Source organism: Candidatus Pedobacter colombiensis (assembly GCA_029202485.1).
GTDB classification, from domain to species: Bacteria; Bacteroidota; Bacteroidia; order Sphingobacteriales; family Sphingobacteriaceae; genus Pedobacter; species Pedobacter colombiensis.
This window is the reverse complement of the sequence record CP119313.1, coordinates 4,578,282-4,599,070: the sequence shown is the minus strand read 5'-3', so window position 1 is coordinate 4,599,070 and position 20,789 is coordinate 4,578,282. Positions and strand designations below refer to the sequence as shown.

The 20,789-nt window shown below is 40.1% G+C and carries 20 protein-coding genes; 8 read left to right on the top strand and 12 right to left on the bottom strand.

The window, feature by feature from the left end; genetic code table 11:
- Positions 1-44: 44 nt before the first annotated feature.
- The 6 genes from accB to pdxA form a co-directional block, all read right to left on the bottom strand.
- Positions 45-506 (bottom strand): acetyl-CoA carboxylase biotin carboxyl carrier protein, encoded by a 462-nt coding sequence (gene accB / locus P0Y49_19160; protein ID WEK18895.1) that lies wholly within the window; start codon positions 504-506, stop codon positions 45-47.
- Between the two features lie 69 nt (positions 507-575).
- Positions 576-1,565: a ketoacyl-ACP synthase III gene (locus P0Y49_19155; GenBank protein ID WEK18894.1), complete on the bottom strand. Its 990-nt coding sequence runs from the start codon at positions 1,563-1,565 to the stop codon at positions 576-578.
- Between the two features lie 11 nt (positions 1,566-1,576).
- Positions 1,577-2,515 (bottom strand): phosphate acyltransferase PlsX, encoded by a 939-nt coding sequence (plsX, locus tag P0Y49_19150; protein WEK18893.1) that lies wholly within the window; start codon positions 2,513-2,515, stop codon positions 1,577-1,579.
- A gap of 99 nt (positions 2,516-2,614) precedes the next feature.
- The gene (gene rpmF / locus P0Y49_19145) at positions 2,615-2,806 is read right to left on the bottom strand and encodes a 50S ribosomal protein L32 (protein ID WEK18892.1); all 192 of its coding nucleotides are present in this window, start codon (positions 2,804-2,806) and stop codon (positions 2,615-2,617) included.
- Positions 2,807-2,827: 21 nt separating this feature from the next.
- Positions 2,828-3,361, bottom strand: coding sequence for a DUF177 domain-containing protein (locus P0Y49_19140; GenBank protein WEK18891.1), 534 nt, complete (start codon positions 3,359-3,361; stop codon positions 2,828-2,830).
- A gap of 59 nt (positions 3,362-3,420) precedes the next feature.
- Positions 3,421-4,500: a 4-hydroxythreonine-4-phosphate dehydrogenase PdxA gene (gene pdxA, locus P0Y49_19135; protein ID WEK18890.1), complete on the bottom strand. Its 1,080-nt coding sequence runs from the start codon at positions 4,498-4,500 to the stop codon at positions 3,421-3,423.
- A gap of 99 nt (positions 4,501-4,599) precedes the next feature.
- Here pdxA and rsmA point away from each other — a divergent pair, with 99 nt between their 5' ends.
- The 5 genes from rsmA (at position 4,600) to P0Y49_19110 (ending at position 8,729) form a co-directional block, all read left to right on the top strand.
- Positions 4,600-5,382: a 16S rRNA (adenine(1518)-N(6)/adenine(1519)-N(6))-dimethyltransferase RsmA gene (rsmA, locus tag P0Y49_19130; protein ID WEK18889.1), complete on the top strand. Its 783-nt coding sequence runs from the start codon at positions 4,600-4,602 to the stop codon at positions 5,380-5,382.
- A 7-nt stretch (positions 5,383-5,389) separates the two neighbouring features.
- Entirely contained in the window at positions 5,390-6,313 is a 924-nt protein-coding gene (locus P0Y49_19125; protein ID WEK18888.1) for a 2-hydroxyacid dehydrogenase, read from the top strand.
- A 158-nt stretch (positions 6,314-6,471) separates the two neighbouring features.
- Positions 6,472-6,945, top strand: a complete 474-nt coding sequence (gene greA / locus P0Y49_19120; protein ID WEK18887.1) for a transcription elongation factor GreA — start codon at positions 6,472-6,474, stop codon at positions 6,943-6,945.
- Between the two features lie 10 nt (positions 6,946-6,955).
- On the top strand, positions 6,956-7,348 hold the full coding sequence (locus P0Y49_19115; protein ID WEK18886.1) for an HIT domain-containing protein: 393 nt from the start codon (positions 6,956-6,958) through the stop codon (positions 7,346-7,348).
- Between the two features lie 151 nt (positions 7,349-7,499).
- On the top strand, positions 7,500-8,729 hold the full coding sequence (locus P0Y49_19110) for an MFS transporter (protein ID WEK18885.1): 1,230 nt from the start codon (positions 7,500-7,502) through the stop codon (positions 8,727-8,729).
- Between the two features lie 18 nt (positions 8,730-8,747).
- Here the strand turns inward: P0Y49_19110 and P0Y49_19105 are convergent, their stop codons facing one another.
- The 3 genes from P0Y49_19105 to rsgA are packed head-to-tail and all read right to left on the bottom strand — an operon-like array spanning position 8,748 to position 10,470.
- Positions 8,748-9,077, bottom strand: a complete 330-nt coding sequence (locus P0Y49_19105; GenBank protein WEK18884.1) for a nucleotide pyrophosphohydrolase — start codon at positions 9,075-9,077, stop codon at positions 8,748-8,750.
- 1 nt (position 9,078) lies between these two features.
- Positions 9,079-9,531, bottom strand: a complete 453-nt coding sequence (gene dtd, locus P0Y49_19100; protein WEK18883.1) for a D-aminoacyl-tRNA deacylase — start codon at positions 9,529-9,531, stop codon at positions 9,079-9,081.
- Between the two features lie 18 nt (positions 9,532-9,549).
- Positions 9,550-10,470 (bottom strand): ribosome small subunit-dependent GTPase A, encoded by a 921-nt coding sequence (rsgA, locus tag P0Y49_19095; protein ID WEK18882.1) that lies wholly within the window; start codon positions 10,468-10,470, stop codon positions 9,550-9,552.
- Between the two features lie 275 nt (positions 10,471-10,745).
- On the opposite strand from rsgA, the gene thrA reads away from it, so the two are divergent.
- Genes thrA through thrC form a run of 3 tightly spaced genes read left to right on the top strand, consistent with a single transcriptional unit; the run spans position 10,746 to position 15,462 of the window.
- Positions 10,746-13,193, top strand: a complete 2,448-nt coding sequence (thrA, locus tag P0Y49_19090) for a bifunctional aspartate kinase/homoserine dehydrogenase I (GenBank protein WEK18881.1) — start codon at positions 10,746-10,748, stop codon at positions 13,191-13,193.
- 7 nt (positions 13,194-13,200) lie between these two features.
- The gene (locus P0Y49_19085) at positions 13,201-14,136 is read left to right on the top strand and encodes a homoserine kinase (protein WEK18880.1); all 936 of its coding nucleotides are present in this window, start codon (positions 13,201-13,203) and stop codon (positions 14,134-14,136) included.
- 15 nt (positions 14,137-14,151) lie between these two features.
- A complete protein-coding gene (gene thrC / locus P0Y49_19080) occupies positions 14,152-15,462 on the top strand; it encodes a threonine synthase (protein ID WEK18879.1) in 1,311 nt (436 codons plus the stop codon).
- Here thrC and P0Y49_19075 read toward each other — a convergent pair.
- From P0Y49_19075 to metH, 3 genes are all read right to left on the bottom strand, one after another.
- On the bottom strand, positions 15,449-15,883 hold the full coding sequence (locus tag P0Y49_19075) for an META domain-containing protein (GenBank protein WEK18878.1): 435 nt from the start codon (positions 15,881-15,883) through the stop codon (positions 15,449-15,451). The genes thrC and P0Y49_19075 overlap by 14 nt on opposite strands.
- Before the next feature lie 144 nt (positions 15,884-16,027).
- A complete protein-coding gene (gene metF, locus P0Y49_19070; GenBank protein WEK18877.1) occupies positions 16,028-16,984 on the bottom strand; it encodes a methylenetetrahydrofolate reductase [NAD(P)H] in 957 nt (318 codons plus the stop codon).
- Positions 16,985-17,107: 123 nt separating this feature from the next.
- Positions 17,108-20,767, bottom strand: coding sequence for a methionine synthase (gene metH / locus P0Y49_19065; protein WEK18876.1), 3,660 nt, complete (start codon positions 20,765-20,767; stop codon positions 17,108-17,110).
- Positions 20,768-20,789 lie beyond the last annotated feature (22 nt).

The following is a 20,789-nucleotide window of genomic DNA, read 5'->3' as shown; positions in this document are numbered from 1 at the left end:
TCTATTTTGAGTATACAGACGCTGAAATAAATCAGCATGACGGATTAAATTGGTTCTACTAAAAATAAAGGTTGGTCGTATTCCACTGGTGATGCATTATCAACAAGGACCTTAACAATTCTACCTGAAACTTCACTTTCAATTTCATTGAAAAGTTTCATAGCTTCAATAATACAGATCACTTTACCTGTAGAAATCTCATCGCCAACATTTACGAAAGAAGGTTTATCAGGGCTCGCAGAACGATAGAATGTACCGATCATTGGTGATTTAACAGTGATATACTTTGAAGTATCTTCAACAGGTGCCGATGCTTTAGTTTCTGTAGGAGCAGCTACCTGTGGGGCAGCAACAGGAGCAATCTGGGCTGGAACAGTTGCCTGAACAAATGTAGGTGCCTGATTGGTTTTAATAGTGATTTTGAAGTCTTCCTGCTCAATCGCTACTTCGTTTACGCCCGAACGAGAAACAAATTTAATAAGTTCCTGAATTTGTTTAATATCCATTTTTTAGTTATTTAGAAAAAATAGTACGTCTTTAGAACTATCTAAGTTAATATTATTTATTTTATAAAATTAGTAGGCCCACTTTAAATAAACGGAACCCCAGGTAAATCCTCCTCCAAAAGCAGCCAATATTACATTATCACCTTTTTTAAGTTGATTTTCCCATTCCCACAAACACAATGGTATAGTGCCATTGGTGGTATTTCCATAACGCTGTATATTGATCATTACCTTTTCCGAACCAACACCCATTCTTGATGCAGTGGCATCAATGATACGTTTATTAGCCTGGTGGGGTACCAACCATGTAACGTCATCAGATGTTAAATTATTGCGATCCATAATCTCTGCAGCTACATCAGCCATATTGGTTACAGCAAATTTAAATACTGCCTGACCTTCCTGATAAACTACATGTTCGTTATTGTCTATGGTTTCATGAGATGCAGGTCTTGCAGAACCTCCGGCTTTTTGATGTAAAAATTGTTTTCCGGCTCCGTCACTCCTTAAAATAGAGTCCATAACGCCAAGTCCTTCTTCATTAGGCTCCAACAAAACAGCGCCGCATCCATCACCAAAAATGATGCAAGTTGTGCGATCCTGATAGTTAATGATGGAAGACATTTTATCTCCACCAACTACTAAAACTTTTTTGTGTTTCCCGGATTCGATGAATTGCGCCCCGGTTGATAAGCCATAGATGAATCCTGAACATGCGGCTTGAAGATCATAGCCCCAGGCGTTTTTTGCACCAATTTTATCTGCTAAAATGTTAGCAGATGCCGGGAAAGGCATATCTGGTGTTGTGGTACAGAAAATGATCAGTTCGATTTCTTCAGCACTAATCCCACGTTTTTCAAGCAATCCATTCACAGCATGTACTGCCATGTCAGATGTGCCTAAACCTTCACCTTTTAATATTCTTCGCTCTTTGATACCTGTTCTGGATGTAATCCATTCGTCGGTAGTGTCTACAATTGATTCAAGCTCTTTATTGGTCATTACGTAATCAGGTACATAACCATGAACAGCTGTTATCGCAGCGTGAATTTTACTCATTTTATTTAAAATTATTTAAATGCGGCTTGTATTTTTCCAACCAAGCCGGTTGTAATCATGTCCCTGGATTGCAGGATCATGTTTTTAACAGCCAATGGACTCGAAATGCCATGACCAATTACTACAGGGGCATTCACACCTAAAACGGGGCTGCCACCATAGTTTTCATAATTAAAGCGGTCAAAGAATTCATCCTTTAGCCCTCTTTTTAAGGTTAGTACATAGAAAGACTCAGCAAGTTTAAGCATTACATTTCCCGTAAAACCGTCGCAAACAATTACATCGGCTTTATCGTTAAATAAATCCCTTCCTTCAACATTACCCACAAAATTGAAGAGATTGGTGTCTTTCATTAAAGGAAAAGTCGCCAGACTAAGCATATCGCCTTTTTCATCTTCCTCTCCAATATTCATCAAGGCAACCTTTGGATTCTCTATTTGCATCACATATTCAGCATACAAACTTCCAAGCACACCGAATTGAAGCAAGGTGTCAGGCTTACAGTCGGCATTAGCACCAACATCAAGCATTAACCCAACTCCTCCGCTCAGTTTAGGAAGAAAAGTAGTGAGACATGGTCTGATAATACCGGGGATTGTTTTTACACTAAAAACAGCGCCAACAAGCATTGCGCCCGAATTACCGGCACTTGCAAACGAATCAAGTTTACCTTCTTTAAGTAAATTGAATCCAATAGATATACTGGAATTTGGCTTTTGAACAATAGCCTTTGTGGGATGTTCGCCCATACCAATCACCTCTTCGGTATGAACATACTCAAAGTGATCCGGATTAAAACCGTTTTCGGATAGGATGGGCTTAATTTGCTGGGTATCTCCAATAAGCACTATATGCTCATCCGAAGATAACAAGGGATGAGCCGCTATTGCTCCTAAAACGTTAGCTTTAGGAGCATAGTCTCCGCCCATTATATCGAGACCTATTCTCATAGTAAAAAATCAGTTTGTGTACGAGGCAAAATCGCCTTTTTTTAAAGGCTCTAAGTTAAACTTTAGTGCACTTAAAACACAAACTATTTTTCAAGAAAATTAACCTATAGAGGTGTTTTCAATAACCAATTTACCGTTGTAGTACAAGTTACCATCAACGTTATAAGCGCGGTGAGGAGTATGTATCGCACCTGTTGTCTGACAAGTAGCTAAAGAAGGAGCTTCTGCTTTGTAGTGAGTTCTTCTCTTGTCTCTTCTACTCTTAGAAATCTTGCGTTTTGGATGTGCCATTGTTGATTTATTTAAATATTATTATTTTAATTTCTTTAGTGCGGCCCACCTCGGGTCATCACTTTGTTCTTCTCTTTCTTCCTGTGAGCCTACGGTTAAACTTTTCAGTCTTGCGATCATTTCCTGATCGCATTTCTGGCCATTGCCATTTTCTTCACAAATCTTAATATAAGGTACCGAAACCATAATGAATTCGTAAATCAGTTCCGAGACATCTAGCTCACTCTCTTTTTTACTCAAGACAATGATCTCCAGATCATCGCTTTCTAATTCATCTTCAGCAAATTTTACAATCTGCCTTTCCTGTATACTTATCGGTGCCTCAAACTCAGCTAAACATTTGTCGCAATCTAATACTATCGTTCCTTTTATGCGGAACTGCAGCAATAGCATGGTCTCTTGTTTATCAAGTTCAACTTCTGCTTTTAAGTTTCCTTTTTTTACTAAAGAGTATTCAAAAGCATCAAAAAAGCTGTTATCAATCTCAAAATCAAACTGATGCTTGCCAATTTTTAAGCCTGTAAATGGGATTGAAAATTGTTTTAATGGTTTCAATTGTAACAAAATTTTAGCCCGCAAATGTAGATATTATTTTCAATGCTTGCAAATCTTTTTTAATTCGCGTCATCTTTCATATCTGCGGCAGTTTCAATAACTTTTCCCCCGGTTCTTAATTGATTGCTTAATAAAGCCTCTTGTTCTCTCCTGTTTTTCACAATATGTGTAGCGGCAAACACTGCTTCAATAAATGAAGAAGGATCTGCCAGATTTTTCCCTGCAATATCATATCCAGTGCCATGATCCGGTGAAGTGCGTACGATCTTTAAACCAGCAGAGAAGTTTACACCCGTGCCAAAAGCAATAGTTTTAAAAGGGATCAAACCCTGATCGTGATACATAGCCAATACAGCATCAAATTGCTTGTAGCTACCATTTCCAAAGAAACCATCCGCCGGATATGGTCCAAAGCAGATCACACCTTTATCAAAGGCCTCTTGAATGGCTGGGATGATGACGTGTTCTTCCTCCTTGCCTAACAAACCATTGTCGCCGGCATGTGGGTTTAATCCCAATACTGCAATTTTTGGTTTTTCAATCCAGAAATCCTTTTTAAGACTCTCATTCATCAGCACTAGTTTTTTAACAATTTTTTCTTTGGTAACGCTGTGCGCAATGTCTTTCACGGGAATATGGCCTGTTACTACCCCAACCCGAATATCCTCACTAATCATAAACATCAATACATCTGAACTGTTGCTCTGTTCCTGTAAGTATTCTGTATGTCCGGGGAATTGAAAAGTTTCCGACTGGATGTTATGTTTGTTAATTGGCGCAGTAACCAAAGCGTCAATCTCACCTTTGATCAAAGCATCTGTGGCTTTTTGAAGTGATAATAAGGCGTATTTTCCACCTGTTTCATTAGAAACACCTAAATCTATCTTTACATCTTCTTCCCAGCAATTGATCAGGTTTGCCTTTTTCGGATTAGCCGAAGCAGGGTCGTTGATTACATTAAAGGCAAAATCTGTTAGTCCTAATGCTTTTCTATGATAAGAAGCAACTTTCGTATGCCCGTAAACTATTGGAGTGCAGTAGTCAAGAATACTATTGTTCGATAAAGTTTTTAAGATTACTTCTAATCCAATCCCGTTGATATCGCCAATACTTATCCCAATTTTAATTTTATTGCTCATGCCTGAATAGAAATTTGGTGCAAATTACAGATTTTCACCTTAATGTTAGCCGGATACTAGTAAAACTTTACTTATTTTGCAGCTTTTAAGGGAGAATATATGAGTTTGGTGAAGGCAAAAAAACATTTAGGGCAACATTTTTTGACGGATAAAAATATCGCAGCAAAAATTGTAAACGGCCTTGTTCATACTGATAAATACAAGCAGGTGCTTGAAGTTGGACCTGGAATGGGCATCCTATCTGATTTGTTGTTAGAGCGTACAGATATCGAAACCTTTTTGATCGACATTGATGTAGAATCCTATCATTTTTTGCAAAAAAAATATCCGCAATTGGGCAACAGGCTTATCAATGGAGATTTTCTTGCGCTTAACCTTTCCGAAATATTTAAAGAGAAATATGCCATTATAGGCAACTTCCCTTATAACATATCTTCACAAATCCTGTTTAAGATACTTGAAAATAGGGAAAATGTTGTGGAAATGGTGGGGATGTTCCAAAAAGAAGTAGCAGAACGTTGTGCTTCAAAATCAGGAACAAAAGATTATGGGATACTAAGTGTACTGATTCAGGCTTATTATGATATAGAGTATTTGTTTACCGTTAAACCAGGCACATTTAATCCACCGCCGAAAGTAAATTCGGGTGTAATCAGATTGAGCAGGAATAATGTGGAAACCCTTCCTTGTGATGAGAAATTATTTTGGCGTACCGTAAAGGCCGGGTTCAATCAAAGGAGAAAAACCTTGAGAAATGCACTTTCGGGTGTGATTCCTAAAGATAAGATGGATACCCATCTATTTTTTGATAAACGGGCAGAGCAGTTAAGCGTAGCCGATTTTATTGAGCTAACGTCGCACTTGTCGGAGCTTTCAAAATAATACACAAATGAAAGGAAAAATATTAATTGTTGACGACCTGCATCCTGCATTTAAAGAAAATGCAACTGCATTCGGTTATGAAGTGCATGATCAACCTTTGATCACCAGAGCCGAAACACTGGCCATTATTGCCGACTACGATGGTATTGCTGTACGTACAAAATTTCAGATCGATAAAGAATTGATGGATGCAGCTCGGAACCTTAAATTTATAGCAAGAGCAGGAGCCGGACTGGATAATATTGATGAAGCTTTAGCAAAGCAAAGAAATATAGTGCTGCTAAATGCCCCTGAAGGAAATATGGATGCCGTTGGCGAACATGCTACAGGCTTGCTGTTAAGCTTGATGAATAATTTCCGAAATGCTGACATAGAAGTGCGGAATGGAATATGGGACAGAGAAGGTAACCGTGGTTATGAGCTTAAGGGACGTACAGTTGGCATTATCGGGTATGGCTTTATGGGCAAGAGCTTTGCCAGGAAGCTTTCCGGATTTGAGGTGAATGTAATCGCTTACGATAAATATAAAACAGGCTTTAGCGATGAATATGCAAAGGAAGTAAGTATGGAAGAGATTGTAAAGCAAAGCGATGTGCTGAGTCTTCATATACCACTTACTGCCGAAACCAGGCAGCTAGTTGATGACGAGTATTTGCTTCATTTCCGTAAACCTATTTTTTTTATCAATACAGCCAGGGGAGAAATAGTTAATACCAAAGCTGTTTTATCGGCCATTAAAAATAACAAAATCATTGGAGCCGGATTGGATGTGCTTGAAGTAGAGAAGTTTCCGGCTTTAGAAGCTCAGGATTGGTTTAACGATCTTAAATCGTCAGGAAAAGTGATCTTAACACCTCATGTTGGTGGCTGGACATTTGAGTCCTACCGTAAGATATCTGAAGTACTGGCCGAAAAGCTGCGCGCTTTTTAGTGAATTTATTTCATCATCGCTTCATCATTTAAGCTCAAAAATTTGCTTTTGTGCTCTTACCCTGTTATCTTCGTTTTAATTGAAGCAAGACTATGTAGGCTTAAAAGCCGATATAGTCTTGTTTGTTTTTTAGAGGATTTACAATAAATAAACGAGCTATGACAGAGGTAACGTATTATACCCAAGATGGTTTAGATAAACTGAAAGAAGAGTTACAGTATTTAAAAACTACTGGAAGGCAATTGATCTCAAAGGCAATTGCTGAAGCAAGAGATAAAGGTGATCTTTCTGAGAATGCGGAGTATGATGCAGCTAAGGAAGCCCAGGGTTTGCATGAAGCAAAGATCTCTAAGTTAGAGACCACACTTTCAACTGCCAGGCTGATTGATGAGTCTAAATTGGATACTTCCAAGGTGCTTGCACTTTCTATCGTAAAGATCAAGAACGTTAAAAACGGTGCAACGATGTCTTATCAGTTGGTAGCAGAATCAGAAGCCGACCTTAAAACCGGTAAGATTTCTGTTAAATCGCCAATTGCTAAAGGGCTATTGGGCAAATCTGTAGGTGATACCACTGAAATTGAGGTGCCTGCAGGAAAAATGGAATTCGAAATATTAGAGATCAGCAGATAAAATTAAACATATGGCAAGTATCTTTTCAAAAATTGTAAGCGGTGAAATTCCGGCGCATATTGTTGCTGAAACCACCGAATTTCTGGCTTTTCTGGATGTTAATCCACTGGTGATGGGGCATGTATTGGTGATCCCTAAAAAGGAGATCGATTACATTTTTGATATGGATGAAGAAAGTTATTTCGGATTAACGCTGTTCGCTAAAATAGTAGCTACAGGATTAAAAGAGGCTTTCCCATGTAAAAAGGTTGGCGTTGCAGTGATCGGATTAGAAGTGCCGCATGTGCACATTCACTTAATCCCGATGAACCACGTGAGCGATATGAATTTCAGTAAGGAGAAGCTAAAGCCAAGCCAGGAAGAGCTGGCAGAAGCAGCAGCAAAAATAAAGGCAGCATTATAACACGCTACCAATTTTTTTCAAAGACAAACGAAAAGCAGGGTTGATTAAACAGTCCTGCTTTTTGTTTTTGGCTCAATTTCTGCGTTTGTTTTTGAGTCGAAATAGGCGGGGAGGGCTAAGCTGGTTGATTTTAACAGAGATGCGATTAAACATGAATATAAATACCTTTAGCGCTTTTAAAAGTCATAATTACAGACTGTATTTTAGCGGACAATCCGTCTCTCTTATAGGAACATGGATGCAAAAGACTGCGGTAAGTTGGGTGATTTATTCTGAAACGCATTCCAAATTTATGCTCGGTCTTACCTTATTTGCCAGTTTGTTCCCATCTTTCATTTTTTCTTTTCTTGGAGGTGTAGTAGCCGATCGCTATAACCGGTATAAGGTATTGCTCATTACACAGATCGCATCTATGATACAAGCGGTATTAATGACCGTTTTGATTTTTTTTAGGCATTATTCAGTTTGGGAGATTATTGCATTAAGCGCGTTGTTGGGATTAATCAACGCATTTGATGTGCCGGCCAGACAATCCTTAGTTTATGATATGGTCGATGATAAGGAAAGTTTACCTAATGCATTGGCCTTAAATTCTTCCATGGTTAATCTATCGAGGTTGATCGGTCCCGGATTAGCGGGCATTGTACTTGAAAAATTTGGGCAGGACATCTGCTTTGGTTTAAATGCAGTAAGCTTTATCGCAGTTATTGGATCATTGCTTGTGATGAAATTACCAGCTTACACAAAAAAAGTACATGCAAAAAATGTAATAGGCGAGCTAAAGGAAGGTTTTCAATACATTAAGCAAACCCCATCTATCGCATTTGTTCTAGTTATGCTAGCGTTAATTAGTTTGACAGTTTTGCCTTTTAGTACATTGATACCGGTATATGCAAAAGATATTTTTAAGGGTACAGCATCAACTTTTGGGGTGATAGATAGTGTAATTGGTTTAGGTGCTTTTTGCGGGGCCATTTTTCTTGCCTCCCTGAAGGCAGGAAGAAATCTAAAGAAAATATTGGCGATCAATACGCTTATATTTGGAGCAGGACTCGTTTTGTTTTCGCATAGCACTTATTATCCATTAGCCTTGGTATTTGCGATGATATGTGGTTTTGGAATGATGTCGCAAATAACCATTAGTAATACTTTAATCCAAACCACAGTTGACCCGAATATGCGGGGAAGGGTAATCAGCTTTTATGCAATGGCCTTTTTTGGCATGCAGCCACTGGGTGGTTTACTAATTGGAGCTGTTTCGGAACGGATAGGTACTCCAAATACCGTTTTGATACAGGGAATGATTGCACTATTGATTGGTGGTTTGCATTTTCGATTCCTGCGACTAAGGGAATCAAGACATAAGGAAATTCTTGCCTAGAGCCGAAGCTGCTGGAAATTATGATTTCAGCTTGTTGTTGTTTTTATGTCTGTCGGCATCTCTGATACTCTTTTTAATCAGATTCTTTTCCATTGCAGCCGTCAGGTCAATTCCGGTCTGATTGGCGAGGCAGATCAAAACAAACAATACATCAGCCATTTCATCCCCCAGGTCTACGGCTTCATCGCTTTTTTTGAAAGATTGCTCGCCATATTTGCGCGACATGATCCGTGCCACTTCACCAACCTCTTCCATCAAAATGGCTGTATTGGTCAGTTCATTAAAATAACGGATGCCGGTTGTTTTGATCCACTGATCTACTGTTTCCTGTGCTTCTGCTATAGTCATATTATTCTTTGTTTTTTGTGTCAATAACAATCGTTACTGGTCCATCATTTACCAGGCTAATTTTCATATCCGCACCAAAAATTCCGGTTTGTATTTCTTTGTTTAATAGTGAAGACAGCTGCTTAACCATTGCCTCATAAAGAGGAATTGCCTTTTCCGGTCGGGCGGCTCGGGTAAAACCAGGCCTGTTGCCCTTTTTAGTAGTGGCAAACAGTGTGAATTGGCTAATCAGGAGAATGTTCCCATCAACGTCAGCTAAGGCTCTATTCATTAAGCCCTCCTCATCACCAAAAACCCTCATGTTAGCTATTTTTCCGGCAAGCCATTCCATGTCCTCCCTCGTATCTGCATCTTCAATACCTAACAAAACTAAAAAGCCGACTTCAATAGTGCCGCTAGTATTCCCATCTACAACACAGCTCGCTGAAGTAACCCTTTGTATAACCGCTCTCATAATGTTTTTAAAATGTGTTTAGGCTCTCGTTTCGTTACCATGGTAAATGCTCAGGTAGCTTTCGTATCTGCTCAATTCTATTTCGCCATTTTCTACTGCCTTAATCACCGCACAACCCGGTTCATTTACATGGCGGCAGTTGTTAAAACGGCATTGGTTCATCAAGGCCCTCATTTCTCTGAAATAGTGTCCCAATTCTTCTGGTTTAATATCAAATATGCCCAGTTCACGTATGCCAGGGGTATCTATCAGATAGCCACCGAATGGTAAAGCATGCATTTCAGCAAAAGTAGTGGTGTGTTGACCTTTATCACTTGATTCAGATATTTCACCGGTTTTGATGCTGTGGCCAGGCAATAATGCATTGATTAAACTTGATTTTCCTACACCCGAATGACCGGAAAATAGGGTAGTTTTATCTTTTAGTAAGCTCTCAATCAATGGAATATTGGTGCCTTCGAGCGCCGAAACCGTGTAGCAGGGATAGCCAATTTTTTCGTAAATGCCCTTATATTCTTCCAATACAGCAAGCCCCTCTTCATTAAAAAGGTCGAGCTTATTAAAAATCAGTATTGCAGGAATATCATAAGCTTCTGCTGTGGCTAAAAAGCGGTCTATAAAACCTAAGGAGGTACGTGGTGAAGCCAGGGTAACCACCAAAAAAGCCTGATCAAGGTTTGCTGCAATGATTTGAGCTTGTTTAGATAAGTTGATGGATTTACGGATGATATAATTTCGCCGGTCGTATAGCTTGTTAATTACGCCATTGTCTGAATTGGGTTCCAATTCAAATTCCACACGATCACCTACAGCAATTGGATTGGTGGTTTGGATACCCTGTATCCTGAACTTGCCTTTTATCCGGCAGTCGTAATCAAGCCCATTTTCTGCATGTACCTGGTACCAGCTTCCTGTCGATTTTATTACTAATCCTTGCATATAACGGGTAAAGGTAAGAAAACCCACTAAATCGATCTATTAATAATTTATTTTTATAAACATTTGCGAATTAGAAAAATATAACTTTACTTTACCCCCAGTTACAGATAGTGTAAAAAATACAATGTATAACAATTCAACCATTACTACTACCACCACAACCACCGGCATAGCACGGAGGAAGGTAAGCTAGTGGGCTGAAAAAGAAAATATAACAACCACAAAAAAGCGCCTTCCTCTAATACGGGAAGGCGCTTTTTTTTTAACCAACAACTATGAATATTTTAAAATTTGGAGGTACATCTGTCGGGTCAGCTCAAAGCATAAGTGCACTGATGGAAATACTCAAGAAGGAAAAGGGAGATGAAAATCCTATCGTTGTTCTTTCTGCAATGGGGGGCATAACCAACACCCTACTGCAGATGGCAGAAAATGCCAGAGCCGGTGAGGATTATGCAGAGCAACTTAAAAAGGTAGAAGCTAAGCATTTTGAAGTGATTCGTGCATTGCTGCCGGCAGGGGCACAAAACCCTGTGTTGACCAAGCTAAAGATCTATTTTAACGAATTGGAAGACATTCTGCAGTCCGTATATACCCTGCGTGAACTGAGTATGCAAACCAAGGATCTGATCCTTAGTTATGGCGAACGCTGTTCAAATGTAATGGTTAGTCATATTGCCCGTCAGCATTTTGCCAATTCACTTTATGTGGACGGTGCCGAGCTTATAAAGACTGACAGCAATTTCGGACAAGCGAAGGTGAATACTCAACTTACCGAAACACTGATCAGGGATTTCTATGAATCCAATAAGGATAAATTACTTTTTGTTACCGGCTTCATTTCCAGTACTGAGGATGGGCGCATCACTACGCTGGGGCGCGGTGGTAGCGACTATACAGCTGCCATCTGGGGTGCTGCTTTAAATGCACAGGAAGTTCAAATCTGGACAGATGTAGATGGAATGCTTACTGCCGATCCGAGGATTGTTAAAAAAGCCTTTTCATTACCAGAGTTGAGTTATATCGAAGCAATGGAGCTTTCTTATTTTGGTGCAAAGGTGATTTATCCGCCAACTATGACTCCGGCATTTTTAAAGAAAATTCCAATTGTAATTAAAAATACGTTCAATGTAGACTTTCCCGGTACTTACATCAAACATGGTGTCCAAGCCTCAAGTTTGCCGATAAAGGGAATCTCTTCTATTGATGAAATCAGTATTTTAAATCTTTCAGGAAGTGGTATGGTGGGCAAAGCCGGATTTAGTGGAAGGTTATTTTCCCTTTTATCCAGAGAACAGGTAAACGTGGTACTCATCACACAATCGTCATCAGAGCATAGCATCACTTTTGCCGTTAAACCTACCGATGCGTTAAAAGCATTGGCTTTGATCAATAAAGAGTTTGAACTGGAGCTTCAGGCCCGCAAACTGGAATACCCTGAGGTAGAAAATGGCCTTTCAGTTTTGGCTATCGTGGGCGAAAATATGAAACGTACACCAGGAATTTCAGGAAAGTTATTTAGTGCCCTTGGCAGAAATGGTGTAAACATAAGAGCCATTGCGCAAGGCTCCTCAGAATACAATATCTCGGTCATCATATCAAGAGCAGATCTTTCTAAAGCCGTAAATGCTGTACATGATGCCTTCTATGCCGACCTGAAAAAAACATTGAATATATTTTGTCTGGGTACCGGTAACATCGGAAAAACCTTGTTCAATCAATTGCAGAACCAGATGCCTTTCCTGGCGAAGAACAACGATCTTCAGGTAAAAGTGATGGGAGTTAGCAATACACGCAAAATGTATTTAAATGCTGATGGTATAGATTTAACGACCTGGGAAACGGTATTGGAAGAGCAAGGAGAAAAGGCAGATTTAAGTGAATTCATTAAACAGATGAAAGACCTAAACCTGGCAAACTGCGTGTTTGTAGACAATACGGCCAGTCATAATCCTATTCAGTTTTATCTGGACGTATTGCAATCCAGCATTTCAGTGGTTACCTGTAACAAGATAGGAAACTCAGCCGAGTATGATCAGTATGTAGCCTTTAAAGAAGCTGCCAGAAAGCATGGAGTAGAGTTCTATTATGAAACTAATGTAGGCGCAGGTTTGCCGATTATCCGGACGCTAAAAGATTTAATGCTTAGTGGGGATAGGATTGCGCGTATCGAAGCGATCTTATCAGGTACAATATCTTATATCTTTAATAATTTTAAAGGCGACAGGTTATTTCATGAAGTAGTAAAGGAGGCGCAGGACTTAGGTTATACAGAACCTGATCCGAGGGACGACTTGAATGGTAAAGATTTTATGCGTAAAATGTTAATCCTTGCCCGTGATGCAGGATATGCATTGGAAGAAAAGGATGTTTCTATAGAAAGCATGCTTCCCGAAGCTTGTCTGACTGCCAATAGTGTAGCTGATTTCTATAATGAGATGGAAAAGAATGCCGCTCATTTTGAAAATTTAAAGGGGGAAGCAGCAAAGAGCAATAAAGTATTAAGATATATAGGTAAACTGGAAGAAGGCAAGGTGTCTATTACTTTACAAATGGTTGATGATGCCCATCCTTTTTATATGCTTTCGGGCAGTGATAACATCATTTCATTCACTACTGATCGATATAAAGAACGTCCACTGGTAGTTAAAGGTCCCGGCGCTGGTGCCGAAGTAACAGCGGCAGGTGTATTTGCAGACATTATAAACGTGGGTAAAAGATAATTAGGATATGAGAAAATCAGTAAAAGTTTTTGCTCCAGCCACGGTGGCGAATGTAGTATGTGGCTTTGATGTCCTTGGTTTCGCGGTAAATGAGCCGGGTGATGAAGTGATCATGCGTTTAACAGATAAACCAGGTGTGTCTCTTTTAAAAATTACCGGCGACGAAGGCCGTTTGCCTTTAAATCCGGATAAGAATACAGTTAGTGCCATTGCAAAACAATATCTCGAACACATTGGCAGGCCCGATGTAGGTATCGAAATAGAGCTGCATAAAAAAATGCCGATAGGTAGTGGGTTGGGGTCCAGTTCGGCCAGTACAGTTGCCGGCCTTTTTGCGATCAATACTTTGTTTGATCATCAGTTGACGAATAGAGAGCTTGTTCCCTTTGCGATGAAAGGGGAGGAGTTGGCTTGTGGGTACGGACATGCAGATAATGTAGCTCCGGCTTTATTGGGCGGTTTTGTGCTGATCAGAAGCTACAGTCCACTGGATATCATTAGTCTTCCTTTTCCGCAGGATTTACATGCAGCAATTGTATATCCTGAAGTAGATGTGCCTACCAAAGATGCACGTCAGATGATCCGTTCTAAAGTATATTTAAAAGATGCAGTAACGCAGTGGGGTAATGTTGCCGGATTGGTAAGTGGATTGTTTATGAATGATTACGACCTGATTGGGCGTAGCATGACCGATGTATTGGTAGAGCCAACACGCTCCATTCTGATCCCTGATTTCGATAGACTGAGGGAGCTCGCTATGGAAAGTGGGGCCATCGGCTTTGGTATCTCCGGCTCAGGACCGTCTGTATTTGCACTTACCAAAGATGCAGAAACAGCGAATCGGATTACCCAGAAGTTACAGTATCATTTAAAAAATATTGCCATTAACAGCCTTGCCTTTGTTTCGGAAGTAAACAAAAAAGGACCGGTAATATTGGATTAAATCAAGCAAAAAAAAATGAAATTATACAGTACCAACAACCATAAGCTAAGTGTTGATTTTCCTACTGCGGTATTCAACAGTATGCCCTCAGACAAGGGTTTGTATATGCCTGTGCATATTCCGCAATTGGATGAGGAATTTATCAATACTATTGATCAGTTCAGTTTACCTGAAATTGCTTTTAAAGTAGCATCAGCCTTACTGCAAGATGCTATTTCTGCCAAAGACCTTAAAAACATCATTGATGACGCCATTAATTTTGATGCCCCAGTGGTAAAATTGGCCGATAATGAGTACGTTTTGGAGCTTTTCCATGGGCCTTCATTAGCCTTTAAAGATTTTGGTGCAAGATTTATGAGCCGCATCATGGCTTACTTTTTAAAAGACAATGAGCAAACGCTTGATGTACTGGTTGCTACTTCAGGCGATACCGGTGGTGCCGTTGCGCTTGGTTTTTTAGGTGTGCCAAATACCCGTGTAACTATTCTTTATCCTAAAGGAAAGGTAAGCGATATACAAGAGTTGCAGCTTTGTACCAATGGCCGGAATATTCATGCTGTTGAAGTAGATGGAACTTTTGACGATTGCCAGGCGCTCGTAAAGCAGGCTTTTGCTGATGATGAACTCAATGCAAAACTTCGTCTTACTTCTGCCAATTCCATTAATATTTCCAGATTGATTCCGCAAACGTTCTATTATTTCAACGCTTATGCTCAATTAAAAAGACAAGGTAAGAAAGAGGTGGTATTTGTGGTGCCAAGCGGAAATTTTGGAAATATCGCTGCCGGTCTACTGGCCTATAAAATGGGCTTGCCTGTAAAACAATTTATAGCTGCAACAAATGTGAATGATACTGTTCCGCGTTTTTTGGAGACAGGTGTATATGAAACCCGTCCATCGGTACAAACTTATGCCAATGCAATGGATGTAGGTGCACCAAGCAACTGGGTAAGAATAATGGATATGTTTCAAAATGATAAAGCTGCTTTACAACAAGTATTGAAAAGCTATCGTTTTACAGATGAAGAAACGCTACAAGGGATGAAAGCCATATATAATGATTTCGGTTACATTGCCTGCCCACACACAGCAATTGCCTGGAAAGCTTTACAGGAGTACAGAAAGGGAGCTAGGGAAAAAGATTTTGCAGGAGTATTCCTGTCTACTGCTCATGCATGTAAGTTCCCGGATGTTTTCCCTGAAGTAATGAAAGCTAAAATTGAGATACCTGAACAAGTAAAAGCCCTTGCTTCAAAGCAAAGGCAGGCTACAGCTATGGATACTGCTTTTGAGTCCTTTAAAAACTATCTGACTACTTCTTACTAAAACGCATAATCGCGATATCACCCATCATAAAATTCAGGGTACTATCGTTGGTTATTGAATAAGTACTTGCTTTTTTAAGCATTTCGACAAAAGTGGCTTCTCCTTCACCGGGGCAAGCCATTTTTGTCATCATAAAGGGCTTGGTAAAGTTAATCGAAGTGTCGTCTGCTACCAGTTGACCAGAGAATGAATTGCAGCTGGTGTTGCCGCTAAATCTTTTGTCGGCAATGTCAAACTTGATGATGGGTTTTTTGCCCGGATAAAGACCATTGAACGCTATTCTTGGTCCTGAAATATAATCTAGCTCCCAGGTTCCGCCTAATTGAGATAGTCCACCATTGCCTATAGTACCGGGTTTCATGGTTGTACAAGCCGCTAAAGAACTTGTAATAACCAGCGTAAATAGCATCAGCCTTTTCATATAATATTAAGTTTAACGTTAAGTGAAGATACAAAGAGTATTCCAAAAAACGTGATCAGCTGTTTTATATGGTTAAGGCAGCCTATCATCCTGAGCCTCTGTGGGGACTCAGGATAACAGGGTACAATCTTAGGTTGGCTTTATTTAAAAGACTGCGCGCGCAATTCTCTTTGTAGGCTCCGGATTCCCCATTGTGTAGAAATGCAATACCGGCGCACCCATCGCTTTAAGCTCGTTACATTGGTTAATCATCCATTCAATCCCCACTTCTTTTACCTCTTTTTCGGACTTGCAGGCTTGTACAGCTTCGCTCAGTTCTAAAGGAATATCAAGGTGAAATATTTTAGGTAGACTGATCAACTGTTTACTGCTGGTAATTGGTTTCAATCCAGGAATGATAGGCACATTAATTCCATTAGTCCTACATTTATCAACAAATTCCTGATATTTTTTATTGTCGAAGAACATCTGGGTTACAATAAAGTCAGCTCCTGTGTCTACTTTATGTTTCAGGTATTTGAAATCTGTGTCCAGATTAGGTGATTCAAAATGCTTTTCGGGATAACCGGCAACACCGATACAGAAATCTGTTTTTTCTGCACTTTCCATATCGTCGTGTAAGTATTTGCCCTTATTCATGTTTGCCACATGTTGCAGCAGTTCCGAAGCATAAGCATGGCCATTGGGTGTCGGAATAAAGGCATTGTCACTTTTACGCGCATCACCTCTTAGCACCAATACGTTGTCGATGCCCAAAAACTGAAGGTCAATCAATGCATTTTCCGTCTCATCTTTGGTAAAACCGCCACAGATTAAATGGGGTACAGCATCAACTTTATACTTATTCATAATAGCCGCACAGGTCGCCACAGTACTTGGGCGTTTGCGGTAAGCTACTTTTTCTAATAAACCATTTGCATGTTGCTTATAAATGTAATCCTCGCGCAGATAGGTTACGTCAATAAATGGAGGATTAAATTCCATTAAAGGATCTATGGCATCAAATATTCCTTTGATACTTTGTCCTTTAATAGGAGGTAATAATTCAAATGAGAACAAGGTTTTACCCTTAGCATTATTTATATGGTCTATAATTTTCATGAGAATATAATTTGATTTTTAAAGGTTATGAAGCTATCATGAGTTTTTATTCCCGGTGTTTTGTAAGTGCAAACTCATGATGGTTTCATTGGAGTCTAATTTTGGTTTATGTTCAATAAAGGATTAGTATGCCAGGTTAGGGCTCAGCCATCTTTCTACTTCTTCCAGCGGCATGTTTTTCCTTGCCGCATAATCTTCTACCTGGTCTTTGGTAATTTTGCCCAAACCAAAATATCTTGATTGTGGATGTGCAAAATAAAACCCGCTTACCGCGGCAGTAGGGTACATGGCATAGCTTTCTGTTAAGCGAAGGCCAATTTTAGCCTCTGCGTCCAGTAATTCAAACAAAGTACCTTTTTCAGTATGTTCGGGACAAGCTGGGTAACCAGGTGCCGGACGAATACCTGAGTACTCTTCTTTTATCAGCGCTTCGTTATCCAAAGCCTCGTCCTGGGCATAGCCCCAATGATCTTTTCTTACCAGCTCGTGCATCTTTTCAGCGAAAGCTTCGGCCAACCTATCTGCCAATGCTTTGGCCATGATGCTATTATAATCATCATAAACAGCTTCAAACTCTGCTACCAGTTCGTCACAACCAATACCGGTTGTTAATGCGAAGCCTCCAAAATAATCAGGGATACCTGTTTCTTTTTGAGCCACAAAATCCGAAAGTGCATAGTAAGGCTGATCGGCAGTTTTTTCTGCCTGTTGGCGCAAAGTATGGATCACCACCTCTTTGCCGTCAACATTCAATACAATATCATCACCAACTGCATTTGCAGGCCAGAAACCAATTACAGCTTTAGCTGTCAATAGTTTCTCATCCACTATCCTTTTTAATAATGCTTGTGCATCGGCAAATAATTTCTTTGCCTCGTCACCTACAGTTTTATCTTCCAATATTCTTGGGTAGCTTCCACGAAGTTCCCAGGTTTGGAAAAACGGTGTCCAATCAATATAAGGCACAAGTTTCTCCAATGGATAATTTTCGAATACCCTTGTTCCTGTAAATTTAGGGGCAGGGGCCACTAGCGCCGGATCTATTTTAAAGTTATCCTTACGTGCTTCTTCAATAGTTTTAAAACGCTTGTCAGACCGCTTATTTAAATGTGCTTCACGTGCTTTATCGTACTCTGCTCTAATACCAGCAATGTACTCATCTCTGGTATCCTTGTTCATCAGTGTACTGGCTACAGTTACACTTCTCGATGCATCTAAAACGTGTATCGCCGGGCCGGAATAGTTTGGTGCCACCTTTACAGCTGCATGAATGCGGGAAGTGGTCGCTCCACCAATCATCAATGGAATGGAAAAGCCTTCACGTTCCATTTCTTTGGCAAAATGAACCATCTCATCTAATGAAGGCGTGATTAGTCCACTTAACCCAATAATATCAGCATCAATTTCTTTGGCTTTTTTAATGATATCCTGTGCAGGTACCATTACACCCATATCTACAATTTCGAAGTTGTTACATGCCAAAACAACGCCTACGATATTTTTCCCGATATCATGCACATCACCCTTCACCGTTGCCATTAATATGCGACCTGCAGATGAGTTCTGATCCTGATCCGGGTTGCTAAGTTTTTCCTGCTCAATAAAAGGCAATAGATAAGCCACTGCTTTTTTCATCACGCGGGCAGATTTTACGACCTGAGGTAAGAACATTTTTCCGGCGCCAAAAAGGTCACCCACAATGTTCATTCCGTCCATCAATGGGCCTTCAATTACCTGAATTGGTCTTGCATACTTTTGACGTGCCTCTTCCACATCATTGTCAAGATATTCTATGATTCCTTTAACCAAAGCATGAGAAAGCCTTTCTTCAACCGAAGCTTTACGCCATTCCTCATCTCTTACGATCTCTTTTCCTTTTGATTTGATGGTATCTGCAAATTCAACAAGCCTTTCTGTAGCGTCATCCCTGCGGTTCAACAATACATCTTCAACCAGTACCAGTAGCTCAGGTGGAATTTCCTGATAAACCTCCAGCATTCCGGCGTTCACAATTCCCATATCCAGACCCGCTTTAATGGCGTGGTATAAAAATGCTGAGTGCATGGCTTCTCTAACCGTATTGTTTCCTCTAAAAGAGAAGGAAATATTGGAAACCCCACCACTCACTTTGGCATAAGGGAGGTTTTCTTTAATCCAGCGGGTAGCATTGATAAAATCTACCGCATAGTTATTGTGTTCTTCCAGACCGGTAGCAACAGTAAGGATGTTTGGATCAAAAATAATGTCTTGTGGAGGAAAGCCAATTTCGTCCACTAAAATATCGTATGATCTTTTACAGATCTCTTTTCTTCTTTCAAAATTATCAGCCTGACCCAGCTCATCAAAGGCCATTACAACTACAGCAGCACCGTAGGTCATAATTTTGCGTGCACTCTCTCTAAATTTATCTTCTCCTTCTTTTAAAGATATGGAGTTGACAATTCCCTTTCCCTGTAAGCATTTTAATCCGGCTTCGATTACAGACCATTTCGATGAATCGACCATGATGGGTAGCCTGGAAATGTCAGGCTCAGAAGCAATCAGGTTCAAGAACTTCGTCATCGATGCTTCCGAATCAATCATTCCCTCATCCATGTTTACATCTATAACCTGGGCCCCGCCTTCAACTTGCTGACGAGCAACTGCGAGTGCGGCCTCAAAATCCCCACCCAGAATTAGTTTAGAGAATTTTGGCGATCCGGTAATGTTGGTGCGCTCACCAATATTTACAAAAATACTTTCAGGTGTAATGGTAACCGGTTCTAAACCGCTTAAACGCATGTAAGGTTCAATGTGCGGGATTGTACGCGGCGCTACATTTTTTGCTTTTGCAGCAATACAACCAATGTGATCGGGTGTAGTACCACAACAACCACCAACTATATTTACGAAACCATGCTGGATAAAATCTTCTACGAGATGGGCTGTTTCGTGCGGCATTTCATCATAAGCCCCAAATTCGTTTGGTAAACCTGCATTTGGATAAGCCGAAACAAAGCAAGGAGCTTTCGCTGAAAGTTCTTCAATGTGTGGTCTCATGTCTTTAGCACCCAAAGCACAGTTAAAACCTATGCTTAAAGGGTTGGCATGGATTACCGAATTTAGGAATGCTTCAGCAGTTTGTCCACTTAAGGTTCTTCCTGATGCATCGGTAATAGTACCTGAGATCATGATCTCTATTTTACGACCAATTTCTGCCTCATATTTTTTAATAGAAAATATGGCAGCTTTGGCATTTAAAGTATCAAAAATGGTTTCGATTAACAATAAGTCAGCGCCTCCATCAACGAGCCCGCGGACTTGTTGATCATATGCATCAACCAGCTCATCAAAGGTAATGGCTCTAAAACCGGGGTCATTTACATCCGGTGAGATGGATAATGTTCTGTTGGTCGGCCCTACAGCTCCGGCAACAAAGCATTTACGACCGGGATTGGCCGACATAAATTCATTTACCGCTTCTTTGGCAATTTTAGCGCCTTCAAGGCTCATCTCATAATCCAACTCTTCCATCTGATAATCGGCCAGGGAAATACGTTGGGTACTAAAAGTGTTGGTCTCAATGATATCAGTACCGGCCTTCAGGTATTCGGTATGAATCTCTTTGATGATGTCTGGTCGGGTTAAGTTTAGTAAGTCGTTGTTCCCCTTTACATCACATGGGTGATTTTTGAAGCGTTCGCCCCTAAAATCTTCTTCAGTTAAAACGTATCGCTGTATCATGGTGCCCATTGCACCATCAATAATTAGGATCCGCTTTTCTAATTCTTCTCTAATGTTCATTTACAAAAAATCATATGAGCAG